Origin of the sequence: Acinetobacter sp. (assembly GCF_050285345.1) — a bacterium.
Classification (GTDB): domain Bacteria; phylum Pseudomonadota; class Gammaproteobacteria; order Pseudomonadales; family Moraxellaceae; genus Acinetobacter.
This window is the reverse complement of record NZ_JBLZXR010000143.1, coordinates 18,347-32,251: the sequence shown is the minus strand read 5'-3', so window position 1 is coordinate 32,251 and position 13,905 is coordinate 18,347. Positions and strand designations below refer to the sequence as shown.

The window sequence follows — 13,905 nt, the reverse complement described above, 5'->3', positions numbered from 1 at the left end:
AGTGTTGGTTCGCACTTATATTTTAACGATTTGGGCTCAGGTTTTTTTATTTAAATTAAACTATGGGACAGCAGTGGGTTTGGCCTCGCTTTTTTATATTTTTTAGCGTTAAAGCAAATTAGAAAAGGAGCAGATGAACATTGTATGTGAACGGGGGTAAAAGTTGATTGTCGTTAAATTGACATCCTGAAACAGTGGAATCGCAGTACAATACAGTTTTGTATCGCGTTGTAAATCTGTATGTTGAATAAGTTAAGCCAACTGTTTAAAGGTTCAAAAGAATCACCTGAGCAACTGTACTTAGAAGAACACCATATTCAGTATGATGAGATACAGGGCTATAGTATTGATGGTGTTGTGCTGAATACGTTGTCAGAACGTATGGAATATTTGTCCAATCGCAAATTAAAAGACTTTAATGATTTAAAACAACTCTATTCAGTGGCAATCATTATTAATGAAAAGATTGATCTAGAAATTGCCAATCAACGCTTTGTCGTACGTTTAGGCAATACAGAGGAAAATCTGCTGCAATTTAAAAATTATGTCAAAATTTTAAATGACTACTACCGTCAATTTATTCGTGATCGAAAATAATCAGATGTAGAATGTTTCTCTTTGGCTATAAACAAAGAGAATTTAAAGACGTAGATTGCAAGCTTAAAAGTGTTTGATTTAGAGCAGAATATCACGATTGTAAAATGCATCGTGTTAATATGAGCTCAGGTGATTAAAACATTAAAAGCTATTAACATGTTCCAGCAAGAAATTTCACAACTCAATCTAAAACAGCTTAAAGCTGGCGAAAAGCGGTGGGTCGGAAACTTACAAGGCTCATCTGCTGCACTATTATTTAAAGAAATTAGTAAGCAGTCCAAGCAACTGTTTATTATTGTTGCGCGTAATAATCAGCATCTTGGGCAATTGGAAAGTGAGCTGGAATTTTACGGGATTAAACCGACCATTTTCCCAGATTGGGAAATTTTGCCTTATGATCGACTTTCTCCACATCAGGATATTGTTTCTGAGCGTTTAGCAATTTTATCCAACATGCCACAGCAAGGTGTATTGCTGGTTTCAGCGACGACTTTGGCGCAGCGAGTTGCACCTGCATCGTGGGTGTTGGGTGAACATTTTGATATTCAGGTTGGTCAAAAGTTTGACTTAGAACAACAAAAAGCACGTTTGGTTCAGGCCGGGTATCATCTGGTTGATACCGTATATGATCATGGTGAATTTGCTGTTCGTGGCAGTATTATGGATATTTATGCTTCGGGGCAAAGTGCGCCAATCCGCATTGACCTATTCGATGATGAAATTGATAGCTTAAAATTCTTTGATCCTGAAACACAGCGCACCACACAAAATTTACAGCAATTTACCGTGTTACCAGCCAAAGAATTTCCATTAAAAGAAGCACGTTCACTGTTCCGCGATCGTTATGCGGAAAGTTTTCCATCTGCCAATCCAAAGAAAAATCCAATCTATCAAGATGTCCAAGATGGCATTGCATCTCCGGGGATTGAATTCTATCTTCCGCTGTTTTTTAGCAAAGCGGCAATGCAAGAGCAAAGTACGCTATTTTCGTACTTACCAGAGAATGGCGTTGTCATTACAGATAAGGCGATTGATGATAGTTTGATTCAATTTTGGTCAGATGTGGTACGCCGTTACGAAGACCGCCGTCATAATATTGATCAACCAATTTTGCCACCTGATGAAATTTTTTTACAACCGAATCAGGTTTTAGAACATCTGAATCAGATGCGTCGAATCGTTGCATCTCCCGAACCTTTTGATGAAAAGGCAGGTGTATTAAATCTGGTTGCTGAAATTCCACCGAGACTACCGGTTGACCCGAAAAGGGAAAAACCATTTTCTGCGGTGAAACAATATATCGATAGCGCAAATTATCCAGTGCTATTGGTCGCTGAAAGTGCTGGTCGTCGTGAGACTTTAAAAGATGCATTACGCCCAAGTTTAGGCGATATTCCAACTGTTGAAGGCTTTGATGATTTTATTGCCTCGATGCATGCCATTGCGATTACCAATGCGCCCTTAGATCGTGGTTTGTTATTGACGGATAAGCTCAGTGTCATTTCAGAAAATCAACTGTATGAACATCGGGTTGTTCAACGTCGTCGTAAACGCCAGCAAGAAGTTTCAGAAGAGTTTTTAGTTCGTAGCTTAACTGAACTGAGCATTGGCGCACCTGTGGTGCATATTGATTATGGCGTAGGGCGGTATGCAGGTTTAATCACCTTAAGTATTGATGATCAAGATCATGAGTTTTTGCAGCTTGATTATGCCGATGCTGCGAAAGTTTATGTGCCTGTAACTAATTTACATTTAATCAGTCGCTATAGTGGTGGTGATCCAGATTTAGCGCCCTTACATAAACTCGGTACAGATGCATGGTCTAAGGCGAAGCGTAAAGCACTTGAACAAATTCATGATGTCGCGGCGGAACTTTTACATATTCAAGCGCGGCGCCATTCCAAACCGGGCTATGGTTTTGAATTAGATCAAAGCCTCTATATGCAATTTGCCAGTGGTTTTTCTTATGAAGAAACCCTTGATCAGGCTAATGCGATTGAAGCCACGATTTACGATATGCAACAAGCCAAACCAATGGATCGCTTAGTCTGTGGTGATGTCGGCTTTGGTAAAACTGAAGTGGCCATGCGCGCAGCTTTTGTTGCAGTTCAGAATAACAAGCAAGTGGCGGTTCTCGTTCCGACGACCTTGCTTGCTCAGCAACATTATGAATCGTTTAAAGATCGCTTTGCGGATTGGCCGATTCGTATTGAAGTGCTGTCACGTTTTGGTACATCCAAATCACATAGCAAAACCATTGAAGATTTAGCCGATGGTAAAGTGGATATCGTCATCGGTACTCATAAAATTTTGCAGGAAAGTGTGCAATTCAATAATTTGGGGCTAATGATTGTCGATGAAGAGCATCGTTTTGGCGTGCGTGATAAAGAGCGTATTAAAGCCTTGCGTGCTGATGTTGATATGTTGACACTGACGGCAACGCCAATTCCACGTACTTTAAATATGGCCTTTAGCGGTATGCGAGATCTTTCGATTATTGCAACGCCACCCGCGCGCCGCCTCGCGGTGAAAACCTTTGTGCAAGAACATACAGGTGATGCCATTAAAGAAGCGATTCTGCGTGAGCTCTTGCGTGGTGGTCAGGTCTATTTCTTACACAATGAAGTCGATACGATTGAACGTGCAGCGGAAAACCTCAGAGAGTTGGTACCGGAAGCGCGTGTTGCTGTGGCACATGGTCAAATGCGTGAACGTGAACTGGAGCAGGTCATGCAGCAGTTCTATCACAAAGAATATAATGTATTGGTTTGCTCAACTATTATTGAAACCGGTATTGATGTGCCGAATGCCAATACGATTTTGATTGAACGTGCAGATAAACTTGGTTTGGCACAGCTACATCAATTACGTGGGCGCGTGGGGCGTTCGCATCACCAAGCCTATGCTTATTTATTGGTGCCTTCAATGAAAGGTTTAAAAGGTGATGCCGAAAAGCGCTTAGATGCAATTTCCCGTGCTTCAACTTTGGGTGCAGGCTTTATGCTCGCCACAGAAGACTTAGAAATTCGCGGCGCAGGTGAATTATTGGGTGAACAGCAAAGTGGCTCAATGCAAACCATTGGTTATAGCCTGTATATGGAAATGCTAGAAAAAGCCACCAAAGCCATTCAAAAAGGTAAAACACCAAACTTTGATTCACCTTTATCGCTTACAGCTGAAATTAGTATGCATATGCCTGCTTTGATTCCAGATGAATATTTGGGTGATGTACATCAACGCTTACTGTTCTATAAGCGCATTAGTAATACCGATACCCAAGAGAAACTTGATAATATCCGTATGGAGTTGATTGATCGATTTGGTTTGCCACCACAACCAGTGAAGCAGCTATTTTCTGTGCATCAGTTGCGTTTAAAGGCAGAGCAATTGGGAATTACCAAAGTTGATATTAGTGCGCATGGCGGTCATATTGAATTTTCACCCGATACACCTGTCCAAGCCATCTCAATTATTCAAATGATGCAGAAACATCCAACTTTCTTCCGGATGGAAGGTGGTCAGCGTTTAAAAGTAATGGTCATGCTAGAAGAATATGATAAGCGGATTCAGTTTATAAATGATTTATTGGATAGTTTATTGACAGAATTGGCACATTAATCGCATTTTGGCGTGTCATTTGTTTCATTGTTTATAGGTTATGTTGATAAGCGTTTTTTCTAAAGAAGAAACGCTTGATTTTTTTGAGATATTTATTACAGTCCTAAAGTGCAAATGTTTAATTCAAATACGATTTATTTGTAATGAAACGTTCTGTACCGAATATTCACGCCCTTTAGGATGTGATAGTATTAGCCATCATTCTAATTTTGCATCATTTATAAAGATATGTTTAGTTTACATCCACAACTTGCTCAAGATACGTTTTATGTAGGCGACTTCCCATTGTCAACATGTCGTTTGATGAATGATATGCAATTTCCGTGGCTTATTCTAATTCCACGTGTGCCTGGCATCACGGAGCTTTATGAATTAAGTCAGGCTGACCAAGAACAATTTTTACGTGAATCAAGCTGGTTATCTAGCCAATTGTCACGTGTTTTCCGTGCAGACAAAATGAACGTTGCTGCATTGGGTAATATGGTCCCTCAATTGCATTTTCATCATGTTGTTCGCTACCAAAATGATGTGGCTTGGCCAAAACCAGTTTGGGGTACGCCAGCTGTTCCTTATAATAACGATGTCTTGGCACATATGCGTCAAACATTAATGTTAGCACTACGTGGTCAAGGCGATATGCCATTTGATTGGCGTATGGACTAATCCCAATTTACGGACAGGATCAGAAGGTTAAAAAATGGAAGTCCGTATGGGGGAGAACGAGTGCCGTTAGACAATTTAATCAGCAAAGAACCTAAGCAGTTTGAGTATTTCCATCGATTGATGGGATACATCATGCTGTCTTTGGTGGTTGTTGTCTATCACTATACTCAGCCAGATACCCAATACCAAATCTATATTCCTGCTTTTCTTTGTGCCATCTTACTAATAATTCCTAAACTCTCCCATTGGCTCATTTATAAATATAATAATAGTGTAAAACGTAGCGTCCTTTTTCTGATTGATATCATTGTTCTGGCTGTATTACTTTCCGCAGTTCATTTAAGTTTAGTACTGACTTTTCTTGCACTTTTTGCGCTGTTGTATACAACCATTTATAATAAAATCAACGTTATGATGTTTGCTTTGGCCAGTTTGATTGGCATTGCGGTTTTTTATCTGTGTAATATTTATATTTTTGGTTTTCAAGAGTATTTTGAGTCTACCAGCAGTGAATTGACCGTACTTGGTTTTATGTGTTTGATCACTTATTTTGGTGTCGGTACATTTTATCAGACCAGTCAGGTCCAATCGCTAACCAATCGAAAAGATCATTATTATGATCAAATGAACCGTTATATGGAATTTGCCAATCAACTGAGTCGATATGCCCCAATGCAGCTTTGGCAATCGATCATGAAAGGTGAGTCTGAGGCAAAAATTGAATATAAGCGTAAGAAAATGACCATTTTCTTTTCGGATATTCAAGGATTCACGGAGCTATCAGAAACTTTAATTCCAGATGATTTAGCCTTTCTTTTAAATGACTATTTAAGTCATATGACTGAAATTGCCAAACAATATGAAGGTACTGTCGACAAGTTTATGGGTGATGCAATTTTAATCTTTTTTGGCGATCCAGATAGTCAAGGCGTCGAAAAAGATGCAAAAACCTGTTTAGAAATGGCGATAGTGATGCGTCAGCAGATGAAGCTGTTACGCGAACGCTGGATCAAAATGGGTTATCCGCCATTACATATTCGTATGGGGATTTCGACAGGGTACTGTCACGTCGGGAACTATGGAGCAGCACATCGGATGGCTTATACCATTGTTGGTCGGGATGCAAACTTAGCCGCACGCTTACAAAGCGCAGCAGAAGTTGATGAGATCTTAATTTCTGATGATACACATCATCTGGTTAAAAATGACTATTTATGCGCACCGAAAGCACCAATTTTCCTTAAAGGGATTAAAGGTCCGGTACGTACTTGGCAAGTCATGGAAAAATACACCTCACAAAAAACTGATTATCAACGCTGGTTCGATTATGAATATAAAGGCTTTAATTTGTTGCTGAATCTAGATGAAGTACAAAACTTTGAATATCCAGAATTGATTCATGTCTTAGAACGAATGATTAAACGCCTACAAACTCAGCAAAAAATGACCAACTCCGAAGGGATTGTCAAATTAAACCTTGAAGATGAAGTTGTTGTTGAGGCGGTAAAAAAAAGTGAATACCATTCTTAAATAAAAAGCGTTGTTCTTCTAATATTTTGCATTCATTATTTTCTATTTCTAGATGATTTTACAATAATTCATTGCGCTTTTGATAATCAGTACCTTTAAATCAAACTTAAAAGCTATCTTTTGAAAGAGCCATAAAAAACAGCTCATCGTGAGCTGTTTTTGAAGAAACTATTCTGAAAAGTAAAAGAAGAGTTTAGTGATTTTCCGAAGCGTGGTTAATCGTGTATTTCGGAATTTCAACTTCTAAATCTTCATCTTCAATTTTAACTTGGCAAGAAAGACGAGAGTCTGGTTCTAAGCCCCAAGCACGGTCAAGAAGATCGGCTTCAACATCATCCATTTCGTCTAAACCATCAAAACCTTTACGCACAATCACATGGCAAGTCGTGCATGCTTTAGACATGTCACATGCGTGTTCAATTTTGATGCCATTTTTCAACATGCTTTCGCACAGATTGGCATTTGCTTCGACTTCAAACTCAGCGCCATTTGGACAAATTGTTGCGTGAGGCAATACTTTAATACGTGGCATAGTCTTTACCTATTAATTAATTTGAGTTTGACCAATCATCAAGTTTTGTACCTTTTAAAGCGGCATCAATGTGCTGATTCATACGTGCAGCGGCAAACGCATCACTATGTATTTTAAGCTGTTCAACAGCATGTTCAATCGCTTTAATTTCTGTCGTTTCAAGTGCATTTTCTAACACTTGGCGTGCAGCAGCTAAATCATTTTTCTGTTGTTCAGTCAGAAGTTGAACATCGACCTTAAGTGCTTGTTCAAGTGCTTCAAGTTCACGTTTTGCTTCTACTTTGGTTTCTTGTAGATGACGTGAGTTTTTGTCTTCTTCGGCAAACTTATAGCCATCAATCAGCAAGCGTTCAGTATCAGCATTAGACAAACCATAAGATGGTTTAATGTCAATTTGGGCATGTACGCCAGAAGTAGTTTCTTTGGCAGATACGGTCAGTAAACCATCTGCATCAACTTGGAAAGTCACTTCAATACGCGCTTGACCAGCGGTCATTGGTGGAATGCCATGCAGCACAAAACGACCAAGACTACGACAATGCTCAACGAGATCACGTTCACCTTGAACCACATGAATCAGCATGGCTGTTTGACCATCTTGATAAGTGGTAAATTCTTGGCGACGTGCAACAGGAATTGCTGTATTACGTGAAATTAAACGTTCAACCAAGCCACCCATGGTCTCAAGACCCAATGAAAGCGGTGTGACATCTAAAAGTAATGAACCATCTTTCGAGTTACCAATTAGCTGATTAGCTGTAATTGATGCGCCAATCGCTACAACTTCATCAGGGTTGATGGTGCATAGTGGTTCTTGGTTGAATACTTCTGCTACCGCTTTTTGTACTGCATAAGAGCGAGTAGAGCCACCAACTAAAACAACGTTTTGAATATCGTCTAGTTCAAGTTTTGCATCACGCATCACACGTTTACATACGCTAATAGTTTTGTCTAAAGCCACTTTGATGATGGCTTCAAAAGTAGGGCGGTCTAAAGTTAAAGATTGATCTAAAACTTTAAGTTCCACTGAATCATGGTCAGTTAGGGCCTCTTTAGCTTTACGTGCAGATACAATGAAATGTGCATATTCAGCATCATCTAAAGTTTCAATATTTAGTTGTTTCTTCGTCCATTTCACAATCAGGCGGTCTAAGTCATCACCACCTAAAGCAGTGTGCCCACCGGTTGCAAGAACTTCAAACACACCTTGTGAGAAGCGAAGAATTGAAACGTCAAATGTACCGCCACCTAAGTCATAGATCACATAGTTTTGGTCATGTGCAAGGTTGGTTTCTTGGTCTAAACCATATGCTACCGCAGCAGCAGTTGGTTCATTCAATAAACGCAGCACATTTAAACCGGCAAGCTGTGCAGCATCACGTGTTGCTTGGCGCTGAGCTTCATCAAAATAAGCCGGAACAGTAATGACAGCACCATTAACAGGGTTATTTAGACTACTTTCAGCGCGATCTTTGAGTTGTTTTAAGATTTCGGCAGAAACTTCAACTGGTGTTTTACGACCTTGGGCTGTTTCAAAAGCAGGCATTTCATTCGCTTCACCGACGAGTGCGTAAGGGTGTTGGAATTTAATGTCGGCTTTAGAGCGCCCCATAAAACGTTTTACAGAAGCAATGGTATTTTTAGGATCTGTGGTTAAAAATGGTTTTGCGTCATCACCATATTGAGTGGATGTTTCGCTATAGTGTGCAATAGATGGAAGTAACACTCGACCGTGTTCATCGTTAAGCACTTTTGCTTTGCCAGAAAGTACCGTGGCTACTAAAGAGTGTGTAGTCCCGAGGTCAATACCAATCGCAATACGGTGTTCATGCGGCGCACTTGATTGACCAGGTTCTGCAATTTGCAAGAGAGCCATGTGTTACATCCTTTGAGCGTCAAATATTAAAAATAAATTAAAAATCATCATCTAAGTCAAAGCTGTCATCGTCTAAGAAACGATCTTCCGCTTTGTCGATATCAGCCATCACTTTTTGGAAGAAGCGGAGTTTACGAACGGTATCGCGCGCTTCAGCCCAGTCTTGGTCGTCATAATCAATTTTGAACTCACGTACCAAGCCGTCAATCCATTGCTGAACTTCAGTTTTAAGAGAGCTTAGATCATCGGCTGATTGAGCCTCATCTAACTGCTCACGAATTTCTAAAGCATCCTGCAAAAATTCAAAATCACTAATCGATTGATCGAGATGATAATCTTGTTTTTTTAAACTTAGGAGGTACGCAGCGCGGCTATCTACATTGGATAAAGCTTTAAACGCTTGATTAATTTCACTTGATTTAATCAGCGCAAGATCTTTGTCTTCGGCTTTATCTGGGTGATATTGTTGCTGCAACTTTAAAAACTCTGATTTTAAAACTGCTAAATCAATATCGAGTGCTACGGGAAGGTTAAACAACTCAAAATGATTCATGGGAGATAAGGTCCGCAATAGATGTGCAAAAAGTGGCGCTTTAAATGCAATTAAAACAGTGAATATTACACTGTTTTAATGCCAAAAGAGAGAAGTGTAGGGTTAAACAGTGAACGATTCACCACAGCCACATTCGCCTTTTTTATTCGGGTTGTTAAATTCGAAGCCTTCGTTTAAACCGTTTTTGACGTAATCCATCTCCATGCCTTCAAGATAAACTAAGCTTTTAGGGTCAACAAAAACTTTAACACCGTGCTGATCAAATACTTGGTCATGTGTGTCGATTTCATCTACGAATTCGAGTACATAAGCCAAGCCTGAACAGCCTGAAGTTTTCACGCCAACGCGAATGCCTTCACCCTTACCGCGATTTGATAGGTAATTGCTGATATGAGTTGCAGCATTTTCAGTTAAATGGATCATGAAAACTCCGTTAATCTTTCTTAAAACGCGTGAACAATTAAGCTTTTACTTTCTTGCTACGGTAATCTTCTACAGCAGCTTTAATTGCATCTTCAGCAAGTACAGAGCAGTGTACTTTTACTGGCGGAAGAGCAAGTTCAGTTGCAATATCAATATTTTTGATTGCTTGAGCTTCATCAAGCGTTTTGCCTTTAAGCCATTCTGTTACTAATGAGCTAGAAGCAATTGCAGAACCACAGCCATAAGTTTTGAAGCGAGCTTCTTCAATTACGCCGTTGTCATCTACTTGAATCTGTAAACGCATTACATCGCCACATGCAGGTGCACCGACCATACCTGTACCAACGTTTTCTGCATTTTTATCTAAAACACCAACATTACGAGGGTTTTCGTAATGATCAATTACTTTTTCGCTATAAGCCATGATGCTTCTCCAAAACTCGGGGTCAGCCTTAAGATTAATATGGGGGTGAAATTACGTTAATCAATGAGATAGCCTTAAAATAAAAGCTATCTCACCGGGATGAATTAGTGTTCAGCCCATTCTACAGAGTTTAGATCGATACCTTCTTTGTACATATCCCAAAGAGGAGAAAGATCGCGCAATTTTTCAACTGCGGCTTTAGTGATTTCAAGAACGTGATCAATATCAGCTTCAGTGGTGTATTTACCAAAACTAAAACGAATTGAGCTATGCGCGAGTTCGTCTGAAAGACCCAATGCACGAAGTACATAAGATGGTTCTAAAGTTGCAGATGTACATGCAGAACCCGAAGAAACCGCACAGTCTTTCAATGCCATCATTAACGATTCACCTTCAACAAAGTTGAAGCTGACGTTTAGATAGTTAGCAACGTTGTATTCTGGGTGACCATTCAGGAAGACTTGTTCAAGACCTTGTAAGCCATTCCAAAGTTTGTCACGAAGCATACGGATACGCGTTTGTTCAGCATGCAGGTTTTTGCCTGCTAGTTCAAATGCTTCGCCCATGCCCACAATTTGGTGAGTCGCAAGTGTACCAGAGCGCATACCACGTTCATGGCCGCCACCGTGCATTTGCGCTTTAATACGTACACGTGGTTGACGGCGTACATAAAGTGCACCGATGCCTTTAGGACCATAGATTTTGTGGCCAGAGAAACTCATCAAATCAACTTTCATTGTTGAAAGATCAATTTCGACTTTACCTGCAGCTTGCGCAGCATCTACGTGGAAATAAGTTTTGTTTGCGCGAGTTAATTCACCAATAGCAGCAACGTCAGTAACCGTACCAATTTCGTTGTTAACCATCATTAAAGACACAAGAATGGTATCTGGGCGAAGCGCAGCTTGAACCATTTCAGGTGTGATTAAACCTGTTTTTGCTTCTGGTTCAATATAAGTAATTTCGAAACCTTCTTCTTCAAGCTCGCGGCAAGTATCAAGAATGGCTTTGTGTTCGATTTTACTTGTAATAATGTGTTTGCCTTTAGAGCCGTAAAACTGAGCAATACCTTTGAGTGCAAGGTTGTCAGATTCAGTTGCACCTGAAGTCCAGACGATTTCACGCGGATCAGCTTTTATAAGGTTGGCAACTTGTTCACGTGCATATTCTACTTTTTCTTCTGCTTGCCAGCCGTAAGCATGAGAACGAGAAGCTGCATTACCAAAAGTACCGTCAAACGTTAGACATTCCATCATACGTTCTGCGACTTGAGGGTCTACAGGAGTAGTTGCTGCATAGTCAAGATAAATAGGACGCTTCATGTCAAATACCTGTAACCGATAAAAGGGCTGAATCAAAGTTTGCTGTATTCTGGCGAAGGGATACGGTTTGAACGTTATCGCGAGCTACAAGATCAGCAAGGGTGATTTTTGCAAGATAATCGGCAATGTGGTGGGAGAGTTCCTGCCATAAATCATGAGTTAAGCACATTGCACCATTTTGGCAGTTGCCTTTATGGTCGCAACGAGTGGCATCAACTGTTTCATTTACAGCTTCAATAATTTCTAAAACAGTGATGTCTTCAGCACTACGAGCAAGGTGATAACCACCATTTGCTCCACGGATACTGGAAACTAAGCCGTGACGCTTTAATTTTGCAAATAACTGCTCAAGATATGCCACTGAAATGGTTTGACGAGCTGCAATTTCTGCAAGAGTGATCGTTTGTTCAGTTGGCTGCAAAGCTAGATCGAGTAGAGCAGTCACTGCGTAGCGACCGCGAGTTGTTAAGCGCATGATTCGATACACATGTTAAGTCTAGATGTGCCGATTTTATGAATCCTGACTAAAATAGTCAAGTTTTTTTAAGTATGTTTGATTGATTTATTTTACGTGAAAAATTATGTATTTAATTGAGCCAAATATTATACACTAATAACATTATTAAAAGAACAGTGATTAGACTAAAAGCGATATTAATACGCTTTTGGCGACGTTCAATGCGTTTTATGCGGTTTTTATATTGTTTAACTTCAACTTGAAGTGTATTAATTTTTGAACGTTGTTGATCAATCTTTTCTAAAAGTGGTGCAATACGCTTTTTGGATGTAGTGACATCATTCTCGTCAGCAGGTTCAGAGAGCCAATGTTTCCAGTCAGATAAAATCTTTGGCACACTGAATAATGAGATCAAATCACGGAATTCATCTTTGAGAACAATATCACCATCGATGCGCATGGTTTTAATGCTTTTACGATTACCAAAGATAAAGATTTTGACCAAATCCATCAATGTTGTACGAATATCGAGGTCGATTGGTCGATCTGGTGCTTGTGTGTCAAACAAAATACCGTGCTCAGAAAATTGCACATAAAAGTCAAAATAGGGGATATAGCTGTTAATTTTTAACGCAACTTTTTGGTCGACAAATTTTTTAGCTTGTAATGCGATAACGCGGTCATGTTTTAAAATAAAGGTAAAGATTGTTTCTAAAACAATTAAAGTCATCGTAAGCAACAAATGGGGTTGAGCTTGTTTTTGTTGCGTATCACTCATAAAAAAATTGTCCTTTTAAATCATGAAGTGCTGGAAATGAGCATCCTACTTCTAGCTAGTTTGAGCTAATTAAGGATATACCAAAAAGTTAGTAATTCACTAGCTTTGTAGAACAGTTTACTGAATCTATCAAGTAATATGTTTGCTATTATGAGGTTAAATTGTGGAATCACGTGTGAGTGTGCACATAAAACAATCAGGAGAAGTGCAATTTATGGAAAATTTAGAAAGCATTAATGATGATGTGCAGTTGCCAACGGAAAAACCTTTAAAGTCACGTACTCGCGGACCTTCTGATCGAAAGTCAAAAATGGATTTTCGTAAATATACCAAACAAATTTGGCTCGCAGGTTTAGGTGCTTTTTCACGTGCAGAAGGAGAAGGAAATAAACTTTTTGACTCCTTGGTCAAAGTTGGTGAGGAACTTGAGTCCAAAACAGTTGATATTGCTGATCAAACCGTCGAAAAAGTATCAGAAAAAGCCAAAGAATCGGTGACGGATACCAAAGATAAGGTCGAAAAAATTTTAGATAACAGTGTTAATCATTCTTTAAACCGTTTAGGATTGGTCACTGTAAAGGATCTACAGCACTTAGAAAGGCTTATACTTCAATTACATAGTAAAGTTGACCAATTAACTGAAGAAAATGCTCAATTAAGAGCCGAAATACTAAAGAAACGTTAAAATTTTTATTATTATCGAATTTTCAAGGTTTTTTTTGTCAAAAAATTCTATAAAAAGAGGTTTGGGAGTATTGCGTTTAACCCTAAAGCATTGCTATAAAGGCGCTATGGCGTTTTAAACAAATTCTTGAACCTTAAATAAACGATATTAAGAGGACGTAATTTTCATGAATAAATCAGAATTAATTGATGCAATTGCCGAAAATGGGGGATTATCTAAGGCTGACGCTGGTAAAGCTTTAGATGCTACAATTGCAGCAGTTACTAATGCGCTAAAAGCTGGTGATACAGTTACTTTAGTTGGTTTCGGTACTTTCAGTGTTAAAGAACGTGCTGCACGTACTGGTCGTAACCCACAAACTGGTGCGACTTTAGAAATCAAAGCAAGTAAAGTTCCTAGCTTCAAAGCTGGTAAAGGCTTGAAAGATTCTGTAGCTTAATTAGCTTA

At 39.4% G+C, this 13,905-nt stretch carries 14 protein-coding genes; 6 read left to right on the top strand and 8 right to left on the bottom strand.

The annotated features are described in order from the left end of the window. Positions 1 to 240 precede the first annotated feature (240 nt). The 4 genes from ACN6OV_RS12360 (at position 241) to ACN6OV_RS12345 (ending at position 6,408) form a co-directional block, all read left to right on the top strand. Positions 241 to 597, top strand: a complete 357-nt coding sequence (locus tag ACN6OV_RS12360; RefSeq protein ID WP_427953362.1) for a hypothetical protein — start codon at positions 241 to 243, stop codon at positions 595 to 597. A 156-nt stretch (positions 598 to 753) separates the two neighbouring features. Next, positions 754 to 4,215, top strand: a complete 3,462-nt coding sequence (gene mfd / locus ACN6OV_RS12355; RefSeq protein WP_427953360.1) for a transcription-repair coupling factor — start codon at positions 754 to 756, stop codon at positions 4,213 to 4,215. Between the two features lie 228 nt (positions 4,216 to 4,443). After that, positions 4,444 to 4,878: an HIT domain-containing protein gene (locus ACN6OV_RS12350; RefSeq protein ID WP_067762788.1), complete on the top strand. Its 435-nt coding sequence runs from the start codon at positions 4,444 to 4,446 to the stop codon at positions 4,876 to 4,878. A gap of 60 nt (positions 4,879 to 4,938) precedes the next feature. Continuing rightward, a complete protein-coding gene (locus ACN6OV_RS12345; protein ID WP_427953358.1) occupies positions 4,939 to 6,408 on the top strand; it encodes an adenylate/guanylate cyclase domain-containing protein in 1,470 nt (489 codons plus the stop codon). A 193-nt stretch (positions 6,409 to 6,601) separates the two neighbouring features. On the opposite strand, the gene fdx is transcribed toward ACN6OV_RS12345, so the two are convergent. The 8 genes from fdx to ACN6OV_RS12305 all read right to left on the bottom strand — a co-directional run bounded on the left by fdx (position 6,602) and on the right by ACN6OV_RS12305 (position 12,773). After that, positions 6,602 to 6,940 carry an ISC system 2Fe-2S type ferredoxin gene (gene fdx, locus ACN6OV_RS12340; RefSeq protein WP_086177652.1) on the bottom strand — a complete coding sequence of 113 codons (339 nt, stop codon included), beginning with the start codon at positions 6,938 to 6,940 and terminating at the stop codon, positions 6,602 to 6,604. 16 nt (positions 6,941 to 6,956) lie between these two features. Further along, positions 6,957 to 8,816, bottom strand: coding sequence for a Fe-S protein assembly chaperone HscA (gene hscA / locus ACN6OV_RS12335; RefSeq protein ID WP_427953355.1), 1,860 nt, complete (start codon positions 8,814 to 8,816; stop codon positions 6,957 to 6,959). Positions 8,817 to 8,853: 37 nt separating this feature from the next. Then, entirely contained in the window at positions 8,854 to 9,369 is a 516-nt protein-coding gene (gene hscB / locus ACN6OV_RS12330; RefSeq protein ID WP_427953353.1) for a Fe-S protein assembly co-chaperone HscB, read from the bottom strand. A 102-nt stretch (positions 9,370 to 9,471) separates the two neighbouring features. Then, positions 9,472 to 9,792, bottom strand: a complete 321-nt coding sequence (gene iscA / locus ACN6OV_RS12325; RefSeq protein WP_180056856.1) for an iron-sulfur cluster assembly protein IscA — start codon at positions 9,790 to 9,792, stop codon at positions 9,472 to 9,474. Positions 9,793 to 9,829: 37 nt separating this feature from the next. Further along, positions 9,830 to 10,216: a Fe-S cluster assembly scaffold IscU gene (gene iscU, locus ACN6OV_RS12320; protein ID WP_078188667.1), complete on the bottom strand. Its 387-nt coding sequence runs from the start codon at positions 10,214 to 10,216 to the stop codon at positions 9,830 to 9,832. A 104-nt stretch (positions 10,217 to 10,320) separates the two neighbouring features. Next, complete coding sequence (locus ACN6OV_RS12315; RefSeq protein ID WP_427953351.1) at positions 10,321 to 11,538, bottom strand: IscS subfamily cysteine desulfurase; 1,218 nt, start codon at positions 11,536 to 11,538, stop codon at positions 10,321 to 10,323. 1 nt (position 11,539) lies between these two features. Next, complete coding sequence (locus tag ACN6OV_RS12310; protein ID WP_427953349.1) at positions 11,540 to 12,013, bottom strand: Rrf2 family transcriptional regulator; 474 nt, start codon at positions 12,011 to 12,013, stop codon at positions 11,540 to 11,542. 112 nt (positions 12,014 to 12,125) lie between these two features. Next, positions 12,126 to 12,773, bottom strand: a complete 648-nt coding sequence (locus ACN6OV_RS12305) for a hypothetical protein (protein ID WP_427953347.1) — start codon at positions 12,771 to 12,773, stop codon at positions 12,126 to 12,128. A gap of 214 nt (positions 12,774 to 12,987) precedes the next feature. On the opposite strand from ACN6OV_RS12305, the gene ACN6OV_RS12300 reads away from it, so the two are divergent. Both ACN6OV_RS12300 and ACN6OV_RS12295 read left to right on the top strand, forming a co-directional pair. Next, positions 12,988 to 13,458, top strand: coding sequence for a phasin family protein (locus tag ACN6OV_RS12300; RefSeq protein WP_427953345.1), 471 nt, complete (start codon positions 12,988 to 12,990; stop codon positions 13,456 to 13,458). A 166-nt stretch (positions 13,459 to 13,624) separates the two neighbouring features. Next, the gene (locus tag ACN6OV_RS12295; RefSeq protein ID WP_078188662.1) at positions 13,625 to 13,897 is read left to right on the top strand and encodes an HU family DNA-binding protein; all 273 of its coding nucleotides are present in this window, start codon (positions 13,625 to 13,627) and stop codon (positions 13,895 to 13,897) included. Positions 13,898 to 13,905 lie beyond the last annotated feature (8 nt).